The organism is Sphaerotilus montanus (assembly GCF_013410775.1).
In the GTDB taxonomy this organism is placed as follows: Bacteria; Pseudomonadota; Gammaproteobacteria; order Burkholderiales; family Burkholderiaceae_C; genus Sphaerotilus; species Sphaerotilus montanus.
Genome location: NZ_JACCFH010000001.1, coordinates 172,762 through 191,220, shown reverse-complemented (window position 1 = coordinate 191,220; position 18,459 = coordinate 172,762). Strand labels below are relative to the sequence as shown.

17 protein-coding genes are annotated in these 18,459 nt (G+C 69.6%); 9 read left to right on the top strand and 8 right to left on the bottom strand.

All coding sequences use genetic code 11. The features are described 5' to 3' along the window. The first annotated feature begins 1 nt into the window (after position 1). From thiS to BDD16_RS00880, 3 genes are read left to right on the top strand one after another with little or no spacing between them, the layout of a single operon-like run. Positions 2–256, top strand: coding sequence for a sulfur carrier protein ThiS (gene thiS, locus BDD16_RS00890; protein ID WP_179632164.1), 255 nt, complete (start codon positions 2–4; stop codon positions 254–256). 3 nt (positions 257–259) lie between these two features. Continuing rightward, positions 260–562, top strand: a complete 303-nt coding sequence (locus BDD16_RS00885) for a hypothetical protein (RefSeq protein ID WP_179632162.1) — start codon at positions 260–262, stop codon at positions 560–562. Between the two features lie 37 nt (positions 563–599). Beyond that, positions 600–1,748, top strand: a complete 1,149-nt coding sequence (locus tag BDD16_RS00880) for a substrate-binding domain-containing protein (RefSeq protein ID WP_179632160.1) — start codon at positions 600–602, stop codon at positions 1,746–1,748. On the opposite strand, the gene BDD16_RS00875 is transcribed toward BDD16_RS00880, so the two are convergent. From BDD16_RS00875 to BDD16_RS00865, 3 genes are read right to left on the bottom strand one after another with little or no spacing between them, the layout of a single operon-like run. Then, positions 1,706–2,737 (bottom strand): quinoprotein relay system zinc metallohydrolase 1, encoded by a 1,032-nt coding sequence (locus BDD16_RS00875; protein ID WP_179632158.1) that lies wholly within the window; start codon positions 2,735–2,737, stop codon positions 1,706–1,708. The genes BDD16_RS00880 and BDD16_RS00875 overlap by 43 nt on opposite strands. Before the next feature lie 4 nt (positions 2,738–2,741). After that, positions 2,742–3,533: a quinoprotein dehydrogenase-associated SoxYZ-like carrier gene (locus tag BDD16_RS00870; RefSeq protein WP_179632156.1), complete on the bottom strand. Its 792-nt coding sequence runs from the start codon at positions 3,531–3,533 to the stop codon at positions 2,742–2,744. A gap of 17 nt (positions 3,534–3,550) precedes the next feature. Beyond that, positions 3,551–5,734 (bottom strand): TonB-dependent receptor family protein, encoded by a 2,184-nt coding sequence (locus BDD16_RS00865; protein ID WP_179632154.1) that lies wholly within the window; start codon positions 5,732–5,734, stop codon positions 3,551–3,553. Positions 5,735–5,982: 248 nt separating this feature from the next. Between BDD16_RS00865 and BDD16_RS22865 the strand changes: the two genes are divergently transcribed. Genes BDD16_RS22865 through BDD16_RS00850 form a run of 3 tightly spaced genes read left to right on the top strand, consistent with a single transcriptional unit; the run spans position 5,983 to position 10,711 of the window. Further along, positions 5,983–8,010, top strand: a complete 2,028-nt coding sequence (locus BDD16_RS22865; RefSeq protein ID WP_179632152.1) for a TonB-dependent receptor plug domain-containing protein — start codon at positions 5,983–5,985, stop codon at positions 8,008–8,010. Between the two features lie 29 nt (positions 8,011–8,039). After that, positions 8,040–8,639: a YfiR family protein gene (locus BDD16_RS00855; RefSeq protein ID WP_179632150.1), complete on the top strand. Its 600-nt coding sequence runs from the start codon at positions 8,040–8,042 to the stop codon at positions 8,637–8,639. Then, on the top strand, positions 8,636–10,711 hold the full coding sequence (locus BDD16_RS00850; protein WP_179632148.1) for a putative bifunctional diguanylate cyclase/phosphodiesterase: 2,076 nt from the start codon (positions 8,636–8,638) through the stop codon (positions 10,709–10,711). The genes BDD16_RS00855 and BDD16_RS00850 overlap by 4 nt, the downstream gene beginning before the upstream one ends. Here BDD16_RS00850 and BDD16_RS00845 read toward each other — a convergent pair. The 4 genes from BDD16_RS00845 to folE form a co-directional block, all read right to left on the bottom strand. Continuing rightward, positions 10,661–11,929, bottom strand: coding sequence for an SUMF1/EgtB/PvdO family nonheme iron enzyme (locus tag BDD16_RS00845; RefSeq protein ID WP_246332436.1), 1,269 nt, complete (start codon positions 11,927–11,929; stop codon positions 10,661–10,663). The two genes, BDD16_RS00850 and BDD16_RS00845, sit on opposite strands and share 51 nt — an antisense overlap. 88 nt (positions 11,930–12,017) lie before the next feature. Next, on the bottom strand, positions 12,018–12,839 hold the full coding sequence (locus BDD16_RS00840) for an HD domain-containing protein (protein ID WP_179632146.1): 822 nt from the start codon (positions 12,837–12,839) through the stop codon (positions 12,018–12,020). Beyond that, on the bottom strand, positions 12,836–13,261 hold the full coding sequence (locus BDD16_RS00835; protein ID WP_179632144.1) for a BLUF domain-containing protein: 426 nt from the start codon (positions 13,259–13,261) through the stop codon (positions 12,836–12,838). Before BDD16_RS00835 ends, BDD16_RS00840 begins: the two co-directional genes overlap by 4 nt. A 5-nt stretch (positions 13,262–13,266) precedes the next feature. Continuing rightward, positions 13,267–14,007, bottom strand: a complete 741-nt coding sequence (gene folE, locus BDD16_RS00830; RefSeq protein WP_179632142.1) for a GTP cyclohydrolase I — start codon at positions 14,005–14,007, stop codon at positions 13,267–13,269. A 166-nt stretch (positions 14,008–14,173) separates the two neighbouring features. Between folE and BDD16_RS00825 the strand changes: the two genes are divergently transcribed. The 3 genes from BDD16_RS00825 (at position 14,174) to BDD16_RS00815 (ending at position 17,926) form a co-directional block, all read left to right on the top strand. Next, positions 14,174–14,971 carry a gamma-glutamyl-gamma-aminobutyrate hydrolase family protein gene (locus tag BDD16_RS00825; protein ID WP_179632140.1) on the top strand — a complete coding sequence of 266 codons (798 nt, stop codon included), beginning with the start codon at positions 14,174–14,176 and terminating at the stop codon, positions 14,969–14,971. A 305-nt stretch (positions 14,972–15,276) separates the two neighbouring features. Next, the gene (locus BDD16_RS00820; RefSeq protein ID WP_218897646.1) at positions 15,277–16,068 is read left to right on the top strand and encodes a hypothetical protein; all 792 of its coding nucleotides are present in this window, start codon (positions 15,277–15,279) and stop codon (positions 16,066–16,068) included. A 106-nt stretch (positions 16,069–16,174) separates the two neighbouring features. Further along, positions 16,175–17,926, top strand: coding sequence for an MFS transporter (locus BDD16_RS00815; protein WP_375139058.1), 1,752 nt, complete (start codon positions 16,175–16,177; stop codon positions 17,924–17,926). A 40-nt stretch (positions 17,927–17,966) separates the two neighbouring features. Here BDD16_RS00815 and BDD16_RS00810 read toward each other — a convergent pair whose 3' ends face one another. Then, positions 17,967–18,434 (bottom strand): universal stress protein, encoded by a 468-nt coding sequence (locus tag BDD16_RS00810; RefSeq protein ID WP_179632137.1) that lies wholly within the window; start codon positions 18,432–18,434, stop codon positions 17,967–17,969. Positions 18,435–18,459: the final 25 nt, after the last annotated feature.

Here is an 18,459-nt window from a genome sequence, read left to right as displayed (position 1 = left end):
CGTGCAGATCACGTTCAAGCTCTACGCCTCGCTGACCGACTACCTGCCGGCCGACCGGCGCACCAGCAACTGGATGGCGCTGGAGATCGAACCCGACTCCACCATCGCCACCATCATCGCGCCGTTCAACCTGCCGATGAACCTGGTGCACCTGGTGCTGATCAACGGCGTCTACGTCTACCCGGCCGAGCGCGCCACGCGCACGCTGGCCGAGGGCGACGTGCTGGCGATCTGGCCACCGATCGCGGGCGGCTGAGCCGTGATCGGCCACTACGCCGCCGCCTTCGAGCGCGACCAGGGTTGCACCGAGGCGGAGTGGCTGGCGTGGCTGCCGGGTGCGGTGCGGGGCCATGCGCTGACCCTGCCATCGCCCGGCACCGCGCAGGTCACCATCGACGCGGGCCGGTTGGAGCTCGCCTGGCATGCCTTGCCGCCGCGCCAGATCGCGTTGGTGCGCCTGCCGCGCCTGGCCATCCGCTTCCGCTTCGTGGAGGTGGACGAGGCCGCACGCCAGCGCTTCATGCGCTACTTCGATCTCTACATGCAGCGCGGTGGCGGTTGAGCGCAGGGGGATCCGGCCCTGCGGTATCGTGGCGGCCATGAAAACCCGCGGCATCCACCTGCAGTACACCTTCGGTCCGCCTGACCAGCGCGGCGCCGACATCCAGAATCCCCTGTTCGATCTGCTGAGCGCGGTGCGCGAGCACGGCTCCATCCAGCAGGCGGCCAAGGCGCTGGGCGCCTCCTACCGCCATATCTGGGGCTCGCTCAAGCAGTGGGAAGAGGCGATCGGCGAATCGCTCGTGGTCTGGACCCAGGGCCAGCCCGCGCGTCTGACGCCGTTCGCCGAGCGGCTGCTGTGGGCCGAGACCCGCGCCCGCACCCGCATGACGCCGCACATCGAGGCCCTGCGCGCCGAGCTGGAGCGGGTGCTCACCGAAGCGCTTGATGGCTCGCAGCAGGTGCTGACCATCTACGCCAGCCACGATCTGGCGCTGCCGCGCCTGCGCGAGATCGCCAGCACCGACGAACGCCTGCACATCGACCTGCGCTTCGCTGGCAGCATCGACGCGCTGCGGGCGCTGGCCGAAGGGCGCTGTCTGGTGGCCGGCTTCCACGTGCCGCGCATCCGCACCGCCGCACCGCTGTTCGCGCGCGCGCTCAAGCCGCTGCTCAAGCCTGGCCAGCACAAGCTGATCGGCTGCACGCAGCGCACGCAGGGGCTGATGGTGGCGCGCGGTAATCCGCTGGGGCTGCACACGCTGGGCGATCTGGTCGGCAGCCCGGCGCGCTTCGTCAACCGGCAGGAAGGCTCGGCGACCCGGCTGCTGACCGACCACCTGCTGCAGCAGGCCGGCGTCGCGCCGAGCGCCATCACCACCTACTTCGAGCCGTCCGAGGACAGCCACCTCGCGGTCGCTGCGGCCATCGCCAGCGGCGTGGGCGATGCGGGCATGGGCATCGAGGCGGCGGCGCAGGCCTTCGGGCTGGACTTCGTGCCCATCGTGGCCGAGGACTACTTCCTGGTCTGCCTGAAGGAGGCGCTCGAACACCCCGCCGTGCTGCGCCTGCGCCAGGTGCTGCATGGCGAACACTGGCAGACGGCGCTGCAGGCCTTGCCCGGCTACACCGGCGCCGACAGTGCCGGCGAGGTGCTGTCGCTGGTGCGGGCCTTGCCGTGGTGGAACTACCGCTCGGCCAAGGCTCAGCGGCTGGAACCGGCACCCGTGGCCGGTGCGAGCACCTGACGCTCGTAGGCCGGGTAGAGGTGCGCGACATTGCGCACGTACTCGGTCCTGAACGCCGCCCAGTCCCGGAACTCGGCCGGCACCGGTGCACGCAGCACCTCGTTCATCTCCCAGCCCTGCGCTGCCCAGCGGCTGAAGTGCTGGTCGATCCAGTGCAGGAAGCGCCGGGTCTGCGCGATGCCGTCGCGGGCGGCTTCGGGCGTGGTCTGCACCGGGCCGTGGCTCGGCACCAGCGTGCGCAGGTTCAGGGTGTCGAGGGCGTCCAGGCTCTGCAGCCAGGGCCCGATCTGCGCGTGCGGTGTCGTCGGGATGCGCTGCACGAACACCAGTCCGCCGACAAAGGCCACGCCGCTCGTGCGGTCGATCAGCACGAGATCCGACGCCGTGTGGCCGCTGAACTCGCGCAGCTCGAACGTGCGCTGGCCGACTTTCCAGACGCTGCCGCTCGGCGGCGCCGCGGGGGTGTCCCGGTCTGGCGCCACGGTTTCGGTGCCCAGCATCCAGTCGCCGCAGAGGCGGTAGAGGTTGGTCTCGTAGGCCGCGGCCTCGCGGGCGACGCCGGCGCGGGTCACCGGCGTGGCGGCGCGCGGCACGTCCGCGAAGCCCTGGTTGCCGAGGAAGTAGTCGGGATGCAGGTTGAGCTGCACCACCTGCACCACGGGCTCGGCCGTCGTGCGCGCGATCAGCGCCCGCAACTGCTCGCCGTAGCGCCGGCTGGTGCCGGTGTTGATGACCACGACGCCGTCGCCGGTCGTGATGAAGCCGGTGTTGATGATGTTGCAGCCGTTGGCGACCGTGAAGTCGTCATTGGCACCTTCGACCACATAGACCCCATCGGCCAGCGCACGGGCGCGCAGGCCGTAGTCGAAGCGGGCCAGATCGACCTTCGGGGCCTCGGCGAAGACCAGCGCCGGCACGGCGGCCAGCAGCGCCAGACCCACGGCGAGCACGAGCGTCTGCAGCCAGGTGGAGGGGGATTGCTTTGTCATGCCCTCACTCCAGCTTCGCGTCGATGCGGTTGCCGTTGTTGTCGGTGCCGACGATGCGCAGCGTGCCGGCCGGCTTGACGGGGAAGTCGAACGAGAACACCGGGTTCTCGCTGACCGGCTCGAAGGTCTGCAGGCGCAGCAGCTCGCGGTCACGCTCGTCGCGCACCGACAGGCGGTTGACGTAGAACGCCGGGATGCCGCCGACCAGGCCGGTGTCCATCGGGTGCATCACCTTCAGGCGCAGCCGCGAACCCGATGCGGCCTCGCCGGGAATCGGCGTCGCATCGAACACCCGGGCGCTGACGATGCCCAGCGTCTGCGTCCAGGAGCCGTCCTTGCGCGTGGCACCCGCGACGGTGCAGCCGCCGCCGGCCGAATCCACCAGCGTGCCGCCGATGTGCCAGACGCCGTCGGCCGTGCGCGCCGCAGCCCGCACCGGGCTGGCCTGTTCCAGCTTGAACCGGAAGGACACGCTGGGCAGCGCGTCCATCGGCTGGTACTCCAGCACCTTGCGGATGGGGTTGCGGTCGACCAGCACGATGATGCGGTCCACGCCGGGCAGGTTCGTGACCGAGACCGTGATCGGCACGTTCATCGGGTCTTCGGCAAACGCGGGGCCGCGCACCTGCACCCGGTCGTCGAACACGGTTTTCGCGGTCGCGCCGAGGTATTCCTTGCGCATGTCGACCCAGGGGTGCGACTGGTAGGGATCGCCCTCGAACGGGTCTGGCGCAGCGGCGGCCGCGTGGCCCAGCCATAACGTCAGCAGGGCGGCGATCAGGTGGCGGCGGGGCATGGCGGTGGTGCTCCGGTTCAGAAACGCCGCAGGTAGCGCAGCGAGACCAGCGCGCTGCGCGGCGCGCCCGGCTCGAAGTAGCGCCCGTTGGCGTCGTTGACGATGACACTGCCGGCGACGCGCCGGCCGGCGACGTTGTCCAGACGCGCCAGCAGTTGCAGCGTGCCGGCCTCGTCGACGATCCAGCGGTGGCTGTAGCGCAGATTGAACAGGCCGTAGCCGCCGGCGTGGTCGGTGTTGGTGTCGTTCACCGCGGTGCGGCCCTGCGCGCGCCACTCCACGGCGGCCTCGGCATCCGCGCTCCACGGGGCGCTCCAGGCGAGTTCGGCGTAGGCGGACGCGGGCTGCGTGCCGGCGATGCGGTTGCCGGCGGGCACGGTGGTGGTGTTGGTCGCGGCGGTCAGCGTGCAGGGGACGCCGGTGCAGGTGACGAAGGCGTCGGCGTACTGTGCATGCAGCAGCGTCAGCGCCAGCTGTGCCCGCAGGCCCGGCACCACGCGCCAGCCCGCGCCCAGCTCGGCGCCGTAGCGTTCGGTGCGGCCGACATTGCGGAAGGAGGACCGGCCGCCCGCGTTGGTGGCGACGCCGATTTCCTGGTCGGTGTCGATGCGGAACACGGTGGCGTCCAGCGCCAGACCGCTTTCACGCCACTTGGCGCCGAGTTCGAACTGGCGGCTGGTCTGGGCCTGCAGGTCGGTGTTGAAGCCGCTGGTGCCGTCGGGGCGGTAGGCGAGTTCGCCCAGCGTCGGTGATTCGTGGCCGCGCGAGGCGGCGGCGTGCAGCGTCAGCGCGGAGCTGGCGCGCCAGCGCAGGCCGGCCACCGGGTTGGTGTAGCGGTAGGTCAGCGCGCCGGAGTCGTCGCCGTTGCCCAGGTAGTAGTCCTGGACGCGCATGCGCACCCGGCCGCTGCGCACGCCCAGGCTGGCCTGCCAGTCGGTGGCGAGGGCCCAGTCGGCCTGCGCGTAGGCTTCCCGCGTGTCGGCGCGGTTCAGCTCGTTGCGGCGCAGCGTGCCCTGCACGCCGAGCGCGGTCGGGGCGGCGGCGGTGCCGGTGTAGTTGTTGTAGCCGCGGCGGTCGTCGGTCTGCTTCTCGACGTTGACGCCGGTGGTCAGGTCGACCGCATCCCAGTGCCACAGTGCGCGGGCGTCGGCGCCGTGGTACTGCCGGTCGAAGTCGACGAGGCCACCGCCGTGGCGCACGTTGGCCTGCGTGGTCGGCGGGATCGCGAGGAACTGCATCACGCCGCGCGAGCCGGTGTAGCCGGTGAGCTGCGTGCGGGCCAGCGGGCCGGCGTCGGTGAACTGGTGGGCCCAGCTGGCGCCGGCCTGGGTCTGGCGGATCACCTTGCGGGTGCCGTACTGGGCGGATTCCGGGGTGGTCTGGTCCGGATTGGCCGTGAACTGCGCGCGGGTCAGGCCGAGCGGATCGTCCGCGGTCTGGTTCTGGTCGCTGACGGTCACGGTCACGCGGTCGTGGTCGCCTTTCCAGCCCAGCCGGGCATTGGCGAGCTGGCGGTCGGCGCCGCTCTGCGGGCGGAAGCCGTCGATCGACAGGCTGGACAGGCTGGCCGACACGTCGAAGCCATCGTCCAGCGGCGCGGCGATGGAGACGCGGCCCTGGCGCAGCCCGAAGCTGCCGACATCGGCGCCGACCTCGAACTGCCGCTCGCGCACCGGCTTCGAGAACAGCGCGATCACGCCGCCCGAGGAGTTGCCGTACAGCGCCGAGAACGGCCCGCGCAGCACCTCGACCCGCTCGGCCCCGGCGAGGTCGAAATGCGCGACCTGGCCTTGGCCGTCGGGCATGGAGGCGGGGATGCCGTCCGCGTACAGGCGCAGGCCGCGCACGCCGAAGCCGGCGCGGGCACCGAAGCCGCGCGAGCTGATCTGCAGGTCCTGCGCGTAGTTGTTGCGGTTGGCCACCACCAGCCCCGGCACGCGGGCCAGCGATTCGGACAGGTTCACCATCGGCCCGCTGTTGCGCAGTGCCTCGGCGCCGACCGCGGTGATGGCGTAGGGCACCTCGGTCAGCTTGCGCTCGCGGGTGGAGCCGGTGACGACGACGGTGTCCAGCGTGGCGTCGGCGGCCGACTGGGCCAGGGCCGCGCCCTGCAGGCCGGACAGCAGGCAGGCGAGGGCGGCGACCGCGGTCGGGCGCCGGCGGGCGTGGGCAATGGCGGCGGAGCGGGAATTCGGAGTCATGGACAGCTCAGGTAGTGGGTCAGGTCAAGCGCTGTGACCTCAGGTTGCAGGTGTACCCGGGCCATGCAGGTCGAGACCAGTCGGCATTAACCCGGTTTGACACGCGGCCTGCGCCAGAAAGTGACAACGCGTGGTGGGACCGGTGGTCGGGCGGAGGCCTGGTTGCCGTGATTCAAGTCGGGCGCTCCTGGACCGATATGAGCAGGAGAACCAGTCCGGAGCAGGGCCGCATGCCGCCCTGGAACACCATGCACCCATCCCGAACGCTCACCGCGCTGGCCTGTCTCGCGCTGATTTCTCCCGTGGCCCTGGGCCAGAACGCCGGTGGTGTGCGGGCGCTGGCGGAGCTGTCGCTGGAAGACCTGATGCGGGTCGAGGTGGTCAGCGCCAGCCGGGGCAGTGACCGGCTGGGCGATGTGGCCGCCCCCGTGTTCGTCATCACCCGCGACGACATCCTGCGCACCGGTGTCCGGTCACTGCCGGAAGCGCTGCGCCTGGCGCCGGGCGTGGACGTGGCGCGCCTGTCGGGGGCACGGTGGGCGGTGGGTGTGCGCGGCGATGCCGGGCGTTTTTCCAACAAGCTGCAGGTGCTGGTCGATGGCCGCAGCATCTACTCGCCGCTGTTCTCCGGCGTGATGTGGGAAACCCAGCGCGTGCCGCTGGCCGACATCGAGCGCATCGAGATCATCCGCGGCCCGGCCGGGGCGGTCTGGGGGGCGAATGCGGTCAACGGGGTCATCAACATCATCACCCGGCGGGCGCAGGACAGCCTGGGCCAGCAGGTGGATGTGGAAGCGGGCAGCGAGGGGGCCATGGTGCTCCACGGCAGCCGCAGCACCGGCTCGGCCGAAGCGGGGGCGTGGCGCCTGTACGCGCAGGTCGATGGCACGGGCCGGTCCTCCGCGCCGGATGGCAGCGACGCCAACGACGCTTCGCTGGTCAGCACCGCCGGACTGCGCTTCGACCGTGATGTCGACGCGCACACCCAGCTCACCGCCCAGGCCCAGCTGATGCACTCCCGCGTCGACGACACCCGGCTGCGGCCGGTGGTGACGCCGCCGTACTCGCTGCAGTCGCCGACGACCCAGACCATCGACCGTGTGCATGCCCATGGCACGCTGACCCACCGCCTCCATGCGCACTCGCAGCTGACACTGTCGGGCCTGGTCGCCGTGGAGTCCGGCGAGGAGCTCGGCTCCCAGAGTGTCAACAGCCAGATCGCGGACCTGGAGGTGTCGCACGCCTTCCAGCCGATCGGGTCGGTCCACCAGATCACCTGGGGCCTTGGTGCCCGGCTGTACCAGGACCACAACGAGACCCAGGGCATCGGGAAGTTCGATCCCGCCCGCCGGCGCATGACGGACTGGCGCCTCTTCGGCCAGGACCGCTGGGTCGGGTTCGACGACCGGCTGTCGATCGTGGGGGGCTTGCGGCTGGACCACACCTTCTTTGCCGGCACCCGCAGCCAGCCCAGTCTGGCGGTGGCCTGGAAACAGACGCCCGACATGACGCTGTGGTCCTCGCTGTCCCGGGCCATCCGGGTGCCTTCGCGGGGCGAGGAGGACGCCGATGTGGCCGTGGCCGTGGTGCCACCCGGCGTGGCGGGCAATCCGCTGCCGATCCTGCTGCGCTCGGGGGCGGACCAGCCCACGGTGGTGGAATCGGTGCGCGCCCTGCAGGCCGGACTGCGCAACCGCCTGAACGAGCAGCTGGCGTTCGACGCGACCCTGTTCCGCCAGGTCTACGACCCGCTCGGCTTCCGCGCACCCACGCCGCTCAATCCGCAACTCGTCATGGCGCAGACGCCCTATATCGACGCCACCCTGGGGCGCGCACCCGGGCGGGCGTCGGCGACCGGACTGGAGCTGTCCTCGGACTGGCGTCCGCTGCCGTCGCTGCGCCAGCAGCTGAGCTACACCTGGCTGCGCACGGAGGTGCCGGACAGCCAGGTCGGTCGCGGCGGTGCGCTGGTCCAGAGCCCCCGGCACCTGCTGACGCTGCGCCTGTCCTACGACGTCTCGCCGCTGCTGAGCGTGGACGCCTGGGCCCGCTACACCAGCGAGCGCGGCACCGACACCCTGGCGGCCGGCTACATCCCCGCGCGCAAAGTGCTCGATCTGAGTGCGCGCTGGTCGGTGGCCCGCAACACGGTGCTGAGCGCCCGGGCCTACAACCTGGGGGGGCCGCGCCGGGTCGAGATCCAGCCGGACATCGGCTATTCGAAGCCGGTGAACGTGAGTCCCGGCCTCGGCGTGCGCGTGGAAATCCGCCATTGAGCCATTGAAGCCGAGCGGTGATACCGGGCATGACCACCACCTCCGCCGCATCCCGGGCTTCCCTGGGACGACGGTTCCGTGCGGGCTGGACGGTCCGCCTGGCCTGTGCGGTCGTGCCGGGCCTGCTCGGCTGGTCGGGTGCGGTCGAGGCGGGGCCGGACGAGTCGGCGGTGCAGGCTGCCTTCGTGCTGAACTTTGCCAAGTTCACCGAGTGGCCGCCCGCCAGCCAGCCCGGCCGCCAGGGCGCGATGCTCCTGTGCCAGTTCGGCGTGCGCGACGAGCTGACGCAGGCGTTCCGCGCGCTGGAGGGCCGTCCGCTGCAGGGGGTGTCGATCCAGTGGCGCAAGGTGAACCGGCTGGACGAGGCCCGTGGCTGCCATGTGCTCTTCATTGCCGAATCGGGCCTGTCAATGGTGCAACTGGGCGCCTTGCCGGTGCTCACCGTCAGTGACCTGCCGGGCTTCGCGCAGCAGGGGGGCGTGATCGGGCTGGTGCGGCAGAGCGGGCGGCTGCGGTTCGAGGTCAACCGGGGGGTCGCGCAGTCTGCCGGACTGCGGCTTTCGGCCGATCTGCTGTCGCTGGCGATGACCGTGCTCGACGGCCCGGCCCGGCGCGAGGGGGCGATGTGATCGCGCGCCTGCTGCACGACCTGCGCCTGCGTACCAAGCTCAGTCTGGTCGTGATCGTCTCGACGCTGATGGCGTCGCTGCTGCTGTTCGTGGTGGTGACGCTGCTGGAATACCACGACTCGCGCCACCGGGTCGAGGAGCGCGCCCAGGGCCTGGCACGGGTGCTGGCGCAGAACGTCCGGGCGCCGCTGTCGTTCGAGGATCCCGCCGCGGCGCGCCGGGTGCTCGAAAGTCTGGGGGCCGTGCCGGAGGTGCGCTGGGCGGCGCTGCTGGACATGCAGGCGGCCGTCTTCGCCGCCTACGCGGCCCGGGGCAGTGCGCCGCCCGTGGCTGCAGAACTGGTTCGGCTGGTCACGCTGGCGACCGCGGGCGAGGTCACCGGTGCGCTCGTGCACACCGTGGAGCTGGTCCAGGTGGACGGCTCGGTGGTCGGTCGGCTGGTGCTGTGCACGGATGCGGCGCCGGCCTTCAGCGCCACGCTGACCCGCGCCTTGCTGGTGCTGATGGGAGCGGCGTTCATCGGTCTGCTGGCCAGCGCGGCGGCGGTCAAGGTGCAGGACGGCATGGTCCGCCCCATTGCCGGTCTGGCCGACGTGATGCACGACGTCTCGCGCACCCATGCCTACATGACCCGCGTCAGCACCAGCCGCAGCGACGAGGTCGGCGCGCTGTACGACGGCTTCAACCTCCTGCTCGGCGAACTGGAGGCGCGCGACACCGTGCTGCAGCGGCAGCAGGCGCGGCTGTTCACGCTGGCGCACGTGGATGCCGTGACCGGTCTGAGCAACCGCCACCACTTCCGGATGATGCTCGACGAGGCGCTGACCCGCCTGTCCGGCCACCCCTGCGCCATCCTGTGTCTCGACCTGGACCGCTTCAAGACCGTCAACGATGCGCTGGGCCATGACGTGGGCGACCACCTGCTGACGCTGGTCGGGCAACGCCTGAAGGCGGTGTCGCGCGACGGGGACATGGTGGCCCGGCTCGGTGGCGACGAGTTCGCCATGATCCTGTGCGACGTGGCCGATCCCCAGGAAGTGCAGCGGATCGCGGACCGGGTGCTGGCGACGCTGTGCACCTCGGTCGACATCGAGGGCCTGACGGTGCCGATGGGCGTCAGCGTCGGCATCGCGCTGGCGCCACGCGATGGTGACCAGCCGGAGCAGCTGCTCAAGAACGCCGACCTGGCGCTCTACGGGGCCAAGGCGGGCGGTCGCGGACGGGCCTGCTTCTACGACAAGAGCATGAGCGCAGGCGTCGTGCGCCGGCTGCAGCTGGAGCGGGCGCTGCGTTCGGCGATCACGCTGGACCAGCTTTCGGTGGTCTACCAGCCGCAGGTCGATCTGGCCAGCCGCGCCGTCACCGGCTTCGAGGCACTGGTGCGCTGGAAGCACCCGGAGCTGGGCGACGTGCGCCCGGACGAGTTCATCGCCGTTGCCGAGGATGCCGGACTGATCAACGAGATCGGCGCCTGGGTGCTGGAGCAGGCCTGCCTGGTGGCCGTCACCTGGCCGGAGCACCTGTCGGTGGCGGTGAACCTGTCGGCCGTGCAGGTGATGACCCAGGACCTGCCGCTGCTGGTCGGGCGGGTGCTGGCGGCCACCGGGCTGTCGGCCAGGCGGCTGGAGGTGGAGATCACCGAGTCGGTGCTGCTCAACGAGACCGAGGCGACGCTGGCACAGCTGCATGGCCTGAACCGGCTGGGCGTGCGCATCGCGCTGGACGATTTCGGGACGGGCTACTCGTCGATGGCCTATCTGCGGCGTTTCCCGTTCGACAAGCTCAAGATCGACCGCTGCTTCGTCAAGGCGCTCACCACCGAGCCGGATGCCCGCGTGATCGTGCACGCCATCATCGACATGGCGGCAGGCCTGCACATGAAGACGCTGGCGGAAGGTGTGGAGCGGGAAGCCGAGATGGTGGCCCTGCTGGAAGAAGGCTGCGCGGAAGTCCAGGGCTATCTGGTGTCACGGCCGCTGCGGGTCGAGGCCGTGCCGACCTTCCTGGCCGCCTGGGCGGGCTCACAAGGCGCAACTGCGGAAACCGGTCAGACCGTGCTGGTCCTCGGGTAGGCGGTGGTTCCGGTGGCGCGCGTCGCGCAGCCGCGGCCGGGTCACCGTGGCGCCGCCGCGCAGCACCCGGTGGTGCTGCGTGCAGGCCGCCAGGAAGGCCTCGCGCTGCGGCAGGTTGCAGTCGCCCATGTCCGGCTCCAGCGCGACCAGCCGGTCCGCGGTCCATTCCCAGACCTCGCCCCAGCGGAAGCCCCGGCTGCCCAGGCGCTCTGCGGCATGTGTCCACTCGACTTCGCTGGGCAGGCGGCGCCCGGCCCAGCGGCACCAGGCCTGGGCCTCGTGCAGGTTGACATGGACGACGGGATGGTTCGGATGCACGCGGACGGTGCGGCCGAAACGGGTCTGCACCAGACCGTCGGCGGGGTCCTCTGCCATGACCGGACCGGTGCGCTGCTGCGCGCAGACCCAGTTCCAGCCGGCCGGGCTCCACCAGCGCGACTGGCGGTAGCCACCATCCGCGACAAACTCCAGGAACTGCTGCCAGGACACCGGCTGGGCGTCGATGTCGTGGTCCGGGCAGGAATCGAGCCGCCGGCCGCGTTCGCTCTCGAAGACGTAGCCGCCCTGTTCGGGCGCGATGCCGATGTGCCAGTGACCGGCGCTGACCGCCAGCGGCTGGTGCGGCACCCAGGCGCCGGGCGCGGTGGCTTCCGGCAGCGGCACGTCCAGCATCTGTGCCGCCTCGATCAGGCGCTCGGCCTGCCGGTCCTCGTGGAACAGGGCGTCGCGGTAGAAGTACAGCGTCTCGTCCTGCTCGGGCGCCTCCATCAGCAGCTCCAGCGTCACCTCCAGCGTATCGGCCAGGTACTGGCGCACGGCCGCGGCCCGCGGCAGGTCGGTGGCACCGCGTTCGACGGGCGAGCGCAGGCGCGGATCCCACCACAGGTCGGCCCGCGGGTCGATGGAGGCCAGCCGGATGCCGCGCGCGTCACAGCGCCGGCCGCGGTGGCGCTGCACATTGCGCGCGATCCAGTGCTCCTGGTACCAGCCGAGCTGCCCCAGCCACCACAGCGGAGAGCCCTGCAGCGGCGGCGGGGTGCCGTCGAGCGCATCGGGCCGGGCGGCGGCCTCGAAGGCCGCGAACAGGCGCAGGCTGCGGTTGCGGGCGTCGATCAGGGCCAGCGACAGCAGTTCGCGCCCGGCATGGCGCATCGTCACCGGGTGGTCAAGATCAGCAGCGGGCGTGAACATCGTGGACAGGCCGGGGGTGGAGGGCATGAAACGATTGTGAACTCGTTCACAGTATTCGGCGATGCCTGCCACGCGCTCGTCCAGGCGGTCCGGTGCCCTGCGTCCGAGGGGGGGCTCAGGCGGTGAGGATCCAGCCTTCGACACCGTCCACCTGGGCGGGCCAGCCGTGGCGGGGCTGACGCGACGCCCAGGCGGTCTGGACCAGGCAGAGCACGGCGTCCAGCCGATCGCCACTGGCATCCGCGACGAGGGTGTCGTGCTGCGCGACCGTGAGCTTGAGGCGCAGCCCGAGCCGGGTGCGGCCCTGTTCGAGCGCATCGACCAGATCGCGCCGCGCCAGCAGCCGCTCGGGCGTCTGGCGGGCACGGTCGTCGCTCTTGTAGGAGCGGGCTCCGAGCAGTTCGCGGGCCAGCAGCCCCGGATAGGCTTCCAGCGCGGTGCGGGTCGGATCGCCCGCGTGGAAGCCGGGCAGGGTGCAGCCGGCGTCCAGCAGCGCGGGTACCCCGGCGTGCAGCATGAAGGCCACTGGCGGATTGACCCACTTCATCGACGGGGACGAACCCGCCGGCCTGTCACAGGCCCGGTGCGCGAACTTGGCCCCGGCCGGACGGGCGTTGCAGAACGCGGCGAAGGTGGCACGGATTTCGGCGCGGTCGAGCGTCCGGTAGTGCGCGATCAGGTCGTGCCAGGTGGCCGGCCAGCCCAGGGCCGTGACCAGTTCCCGCGGCAGGCCGAACGGCAGGTCGAAGCCGCCCAGCCAAGGCCCCGGCTCGCGCAGGCTGGCGGCGAAGGCGGCCTCGTCGGGCAGGGCGCGCAACCGCTCCAGCCGCAGCACGTCGCCGATCAGCCGGCCTTCGGCGAGGGTGACGGGCTTGCGCGGGGTGGGGCGGCTGGTGAAGTCGACGCCGCGCAGGGGCGGCGTCGCGGCCGTCGTCAAGCGGTGCGTCCGACGATGGAGGCGGTGGCGATCAGCTCTTCGAGCATGGACAGCGAGGCCGCACCCGACACCGAGAAGGGATCCAGCACCGGCCGGTCGCTGTACTTGAGCACGATCGCCGGGTTGATGCGCGCCAGATTGACCTGGCCCATCGTCCAGCCGGAAAAGCGCCGCTCGGTGATCTCCTCGTAGTGCAGCACCACCACGTCGTGGTGGCGCGCATCGCGGACGATGTCGTTGTAGAGGTGGTTCACGGTGTCGCGACCGCCTTCGAGCACCTGCATGAAGACGTTGCCGCCGTGGCAGAGGATGCCGGTGATGCCGAGTGCCGGGTTGTGGGCACGCGACTGGGCGAGGATCGAGTCGATCATCTCGGGCGTGACCGCGTCGGTGCGGCTGGCATAAAGCAGACGGACGAGCATGGGGTTCAGCCTTTGCGGTGGGTGACGAGCGAGAGGAATTCGCGGCGCAGGTTCGGGTCCTTGAGGAAGGAGCCGCGCATCACGCTGTTGATCATCTTGGAGTCCATGTCCTTGACGCCGCGCCAGCCCATGCAGAAGTGGTCGGCCTCCATGATCACGGCCAGTCCGTCTGGCTGCATCTTGTCGTTGAGCAGGTCGGCCACCTGCGTGACGGCTTCTTCTTGGATCTGCGGGCGGCTCATGATCCACTCGGCCAGCCGGGCGTACTTGGACAGGCCGATCAGCGCCGAGTGTTCGTTGGGCATCACGCCGATCCACAGCTTGCCGATGATCGGGCAGAGGTGGTGCGAGCAGGCGCTGCGCACGGTGATCGGGCCGACGATCATCAGCTCGTTCAGGTGCTCCACGTTCGGGAACTGCGTGACCGGGGGTTGTGGCACGTAGCGGCCGCGGAAGACCTCCTGCAGGTACATCTTGGCCACGCGGCGGGCGGTGTCCTGGGTGTTGTGGTCGCTGACGGTGTCGATGACCAGACTGTCGAGCACACCTGCCAGCTTGCCCTGCACCTCGTCGAGCAGGGCCTCCAGCTCGCCGGGCTGGATGAACTCGGCGATGTTGTCGTTGGCGTGGAAACGGCGGTTCGCGGCCTGGATGCGGGCCCGGATGACGGCGGACATCGGACGTCCGGCCGCCTGGACATCGTCGTCCGGGGATGCGGTGACAGGGAATTCGGTGAGACTGTTCATCGTTCGGTGGACATCCGGAGTGGGAGGAAATCCTATCAGGCGCGGGTTTTTCATGCCCGATTCGGGTTGCCTGTGGATTAACCCGGACAAATCCGCAACATTGCCGGCAGGGTCGACTTAGGGTTTGCAAGAATGGACGCACTGAAATGGATTCCGAGGAGCCTCCATGTCCCGTCCTCCGCTGATCGGCATTTCCGCCCGCATCTATTTTCCCAACACGCCGGTGGCCGATCTGGGTGGGGTGTTCACCCGCACGCTGCACTATCTGGAGCAGTCGGTGGCGCACTGGGTGCTGGGGGGGCGCGCGCTGGCGGTGATGATCCCGGCCATCGAGAGCGAGGGCATGATCGCGCGCAGCGAGATGAGCCTGGCCGAGTACGCCAGCCACCTCGACGGTCTGGTGCTGCAGGGCGGCAATGACATCGCACCCGAGAGCTATGGCGAAACCCCGCTGCGCCCCGAATGGAGCGGGGACCGCATCCGTGACCGCTACGAGATCGACCTGTTCGAGACGTTTGTGGCCGCGGGCAAGCCGGTGCTGGGCATCTGCCGGGGCTGCCAGCTCATCAACGTGGCGCTGGGCGGCACGCTCTACCAGGACATTCCGACGCAGGCCCCGTCCTCGGTGCGCCACCTGCATCTGCAGCAGTACGACCAGCAGTTCCACGAGATGGCCATTGTTCCCGGGACCCATCTGTCGGCGCTGTACCCTGGCGTGCACACCGCCACGATCAACTCGATCCACCACCAGGCGGTGAAGGATCTGGGGCGCGATCTCACGGTGGAGGCCCGCGCCCAGCCGGACGGGCTGGTCGAGGCCATCCGCTGGAACGGTCCGAGTTATGTCTTCGGCATGCAGTGGCATCCGGAATTCATGGCGCAGCAGGTGAGCCATGCGACGCAGCTCGACGGCAGTCCGGTGCTCTCGGATTTCCTGTCGGCCTGTCTGCGCCGCAGGGGCTGAACACGCGGTCGGGCCGTTGCCCGATATGGTTACCGCTTGAAAGTATTGTGCGTCTGTCGATATAGGAGCGCAGGCCCGTCTCGGCGTGCCGCCGGCCGCACAAGGGCGATACCAATGTGATAAACGAATCGGTACCGCTCCGTGATTCAGGGGGGAACCCGAAAAATCGCGTGAATTTATGTCAGGATTTGATGTTTTCAGATTTATCTTGACCATCGTTCTTGACAACAAAGGCGCCGGACCTACGGCGTCCGACGGGATAACATGAATTTTTCAGTTCAAGACAGACGTGGGGGCGCCTGACCATGGCCGACATGCAAGCAACCCGGCGCCGGGCGGCCGTGGCAGTGTTTTCGGATCTGCTCGAAGAGGCCGCATTGACCGAGGCACTCTGGCTCCAGCACGAGTCGATGCGCGGCGAGAATGTCTCGGACATCATCGCGTTCGTGGATGCCGTTGCCCAGCGCAATCTGCTGGACTCGGCATCCGTCAAGCGGCTCTACAACGGCTTCTACAAGGCGCTGCGCGAGAACCCGGATCGCCTGCCTCTGGATCCCTGGCCATCCATGCAGGCCGCCCGGGCCGCGATCCGGCCTTCCGCACCACCCCCACCGCCCGTTGCTGCGACGGTGGCTCCGGCGAGCGCGCCGGTGATCAATCCGGTCGCCGTCGCGCTGGCCGCGGCGCAGGCTGCTGCCCCCGTGCAGGCGCAGGTGCCACAGGAGCCTCCGGTGATCTTCGGTGCCCTGATGCGTGCCATCGTGGCCGAGGTGTTCCAGCACCACCGCGAGGCACTCGACGAGGTCCGCAAGGACGCCTTGCAGCGTCTGGACGCCTCGATGGCGGCGCCCGCCTTGCGCCAGCAGTTCCGCAGCGGCTGGAGCCGGGCGCTGCAGCATGACTGGCAGCTGCCCGGCACGCACGCCGATCTGGCCGAACTGACCCGTGTGGTCTACATGGCGCTGGGGGATGCGTTCGGCCGTGCGGGGGCGGACCAGGTCCTCAAGCGCGGCCTGGATGCGGCCGAGGCCGTGCCCGAGGCCAAGGTGTTTTCGCCCCGCCGTCTGCTGGCCACCATCAAGGGCCTGCGCATCTGATCTGAATGACCGGGGTGCGTGGCCACGAACTGCCACCCCTGCCTCGCCATGACCACAGCGCCGAGCGCACCGGCGATCCGATCGCCCGCCTCGGCAGGAGAACAGCATGTCCAATTCGCAGGACGTCCGTGACGCCGCCGTCGACACCGACGACGGTGGCCACGATGCCACCCCGATGACCGCGCAGGAGCGCAAGGTCATCCTTGCCTCGTCGCTCGGTACCATCTTCGAGTGGTACGACTTCTATCTCTATGGCGCACTGGCCGCGATCATCGCCAGACAGTTCTTCACGGCCCTGGAGCCGACCTCCGCCTTCATCTTCGCGCTGCTGGCGTTTGCTGCCGGCTTCATCGTGCGACCGATCGGGGCCGTGGTCTTCGGTGGCCTGGGCGACATGATCGGCCGCAAGTACACCTTCCTGGCCACCATCGTCATCATGGGGGTGTCCACCGCGCTGGTGGCCGTGCTGCCGACCTACAGCACGGCGGGCGCCTTCGCGCCGATCGCGCTGGTGCTGCTGCGCATGCTGCAGGGTCTGGCGCTGGGTGGCGAGTACGGCGGTGCGGCCATCTACGTGGCCGAACACGCACCGCAGAACCGCCGCGGCGCCTACACCGCCTGGGTCCAGACAACCGCCACGGTCGGCCTGTTCCTGGCGCTGATCGTGATCCTGGTGACCCGCAGCCTGCTGGGCGAGGCGCCGTTTGCCGAATGGGGCTGGCGCATTCCGTTCGCCTTGTCGGCGGTGATGCTGGCAGGGTCGCTGTGGATCCGCCTGTCGATGAGCGAGTCGCCGGCCTTCCGCAAGATGCAGGAAGAGGGCAAGACGTCCAAGGCCCCGCTGGCCGAGTGCTTCGGGCAGTGGAAGAACCTCAAGATCATCGTGCTGGCGCTGTTCGGGCTGGTCGCCGGTCAGGCTGTGGTCTGGTACACGGGGCAGTTCTACGCGCTGTTTTTCCTGACAGGCATGCTCCGGGTCGATCCGACCACGGCCAATATCCTGATCGCCATCGCACTGCTGATCGGCACGCCGTTCTTCGTGGTGTTCGGAACACTGTCGGACCGGATCGGGCGCAAGCCGATCATCATGGCCGGCCTGCTGATCGCATGCCTGACCTATTTCCCGCTGTTCAAGATGCTGACCTCCATGGCCAATCCGGACCTGGCTGCGGCGCAGGAGCGGGTGCAGATCGTCGTGAAGGCTGATCCGATGACCTGCTCCTTCCAGGGCAGCCCCATCGCCAAGGAGACCGACTTCACATCGTCCTGCGACATCGCGAAGCGGGCGCTGGCGCAACTGGCGGCCAGTTACACCAATGAAGCGTTGCCGTCGGGTTCCTCTACCGAGGTCCACATCGGGGGCACCGTCCTGGCGCCTCCGAACGGACACCTGACCGCCGAGGGGGATCGTTTCGAGACGGACAGCCTCTTCGAGATCTCGCATTTCCGCAAGGAACTGCTGCCTGACGTGTTGAAGGAGGCGGGTTATCCGGTGAAGGCAGACCCGGCGAAGATCAACCACGTGGGGGTGGTGGCGGTGCTGGTGGCGCTCATGCTGCTGGTGACGATGGTGTATGGCCCGATCGCCGCCACGCTGGTCGAGATGTTTCCGACCCGCATCCGCTACACCTCGATGAGTCTGCCGTACCACATCGGCAATGGCTGGTTCGGTGGTCTGATGCCGACCATCGCCTTCGCGATGGTGGCCCAGAACGGCGACATGTACCACGGCCTGTGGTATCCGATCGGGGTGGCGGCGGTCACCTTCGTGGTCGGCATGTTCTTCATCCGCGAGACGAAGGACGTGGACATCTACGCCAAGTTCCTCTACTGGCACCCCAACCGCCTGCGCAAATGAGCCAGGCAGCGTGAGCGGGGCCGCCTGGGTGCAGCCGTGCTCAGGTCGGCTCGGCAGAAGCCTCGTCTTCCTGATCGGCCAGATCGGCCGGCTCCACTTCGGGCAGCAGGTGGGGCACGAGCAGCACCGGCACACGGCTGTGGCGCTGCACGGCTTGTGTGACCGTGTGGCTCTGGCTGGCCAGCACGACCAGGTCGCAGCCCAGCAGTTCCGCCTGTTCCACCACCTGCTGTGCAGCATCGCCGGTCACCACGAGCGACTCGTGGGCCACGCCTGCCGCGTCCAGCAGCGCTTGTGCCGAGGCCAGCGCATGTTCACCTGCCTCGTGGCTGGCGCCCTCGATCAGATCGGCATCGGGTGCCAGCACCACCTCGTACAGGTGCGGCGGCTCCTGCACGTTGAGCAGCACGGCCGTGAAGTCCAGACCCTGGGTGCGCAACTGCAGCGCCTGGTGGACGGCGGCCAGCGCTTCGGTGCTGCCGTCGAGGGGCAAGAGGGTGCGGATCATGGTGGGACTCCTGTTGAGGGCATGC

Excerpts from the sequence above, each read along its gene's own strand:
- BDD16_RS00835 (WP_179632144.1), bottom strand. The coding sequence starts at position 13,261 with ATGCTCGTCCGTCTGCTTTATGCCAGCCGCACCGACGCGGTCACGCCC.
- BDD16_RS00820 (WP_218897646.1), top strand. The coding sequence starts at position 15,277 with ATGGCCGACATGCAAGCAACCCGGCGCCGGGCGGCCGTGGCAGTGTTT.
- folE (WP_179632142.1), bottom strand. The coding sequence starts at position 14,007 with ATGAACAGTCTCACCGAATTCCCTGTCACCGCATCCCCGGACGACGAT.
- BDD16_RS22865 (WP_179632152.1), top strand. The coding sequence starts at position 5,983 with ATGCACCCATCCCGAACGCTCACCGCGCTGGCCTGTCTCGCGCTGATT.
- BDD16_RS00815 (WP_375139058.1), top strand. The coding sequence starts at position 16,175 with ATGTCCAATTCGCAGGACGTCCGTGACGCCGCCGTCGACACCGACGAC.
- BDD16_RS00810 (WP_179632137.1), bottom strand. The coding sequence starts at position 18,434 with ATGATCCGCACCCTCTTGCCCCTCGACGGCAGCACCGAAGCGCTGGCC.
- BDD16_RS00855 (WP_179632150.1), top strand. The coding sequence starts at position 8,040 with ATGACCACCACCTCCGCCGCATCCCGGGCTTCCCTGGGACGACGGTTC.
- BDD16_RS00880 (WP_179632160.1), top strand. The coding sequence starts at position 600 with ATGAAAACCCGCGGCATCCACCTGCAGTACACCTTCGGTCCGCCTGAC.
- BDD16_RS00875 (WP_179632158.1), bottom strand. The coding sequence starts at position 2,737 with ATGACAAAGCAATCCCCCTCCACCTGGCTGCAGACGCTCGTGCTCGCC.
- BDD16_RS00865 (WP_179632154.1), bottom strand. The coding sequence starts at position 5,734 with ATGACTCCGAATTCCCGCTCCGCCGCCATTGCCCACGCCCGCCGGCGC.
- BDD16_RS00845 (WP_246332436.1), bottom strand. The coding sequence starts at position 11,929 with ATGCCCTCCACCCCCGGCCTGTCCACGATGTTCACGCCCGCTGCTGAT.
- BDD16_RS00825 (WP_179632140.1), top strand. The coding sequence starts at position 14,174 with ATGTCCCGTCCTCCGCTGATCGGCATTTCCGCCCGCATCTATTTTCCC.
- BDD16_RS00870 (WP_179632156.1), bottom strand. The coding sequence starts at position 3,533 with ATGCCCCGCCGCCACCTGATCGCCGCCCTGCTGACGTTATGGCTGGGC.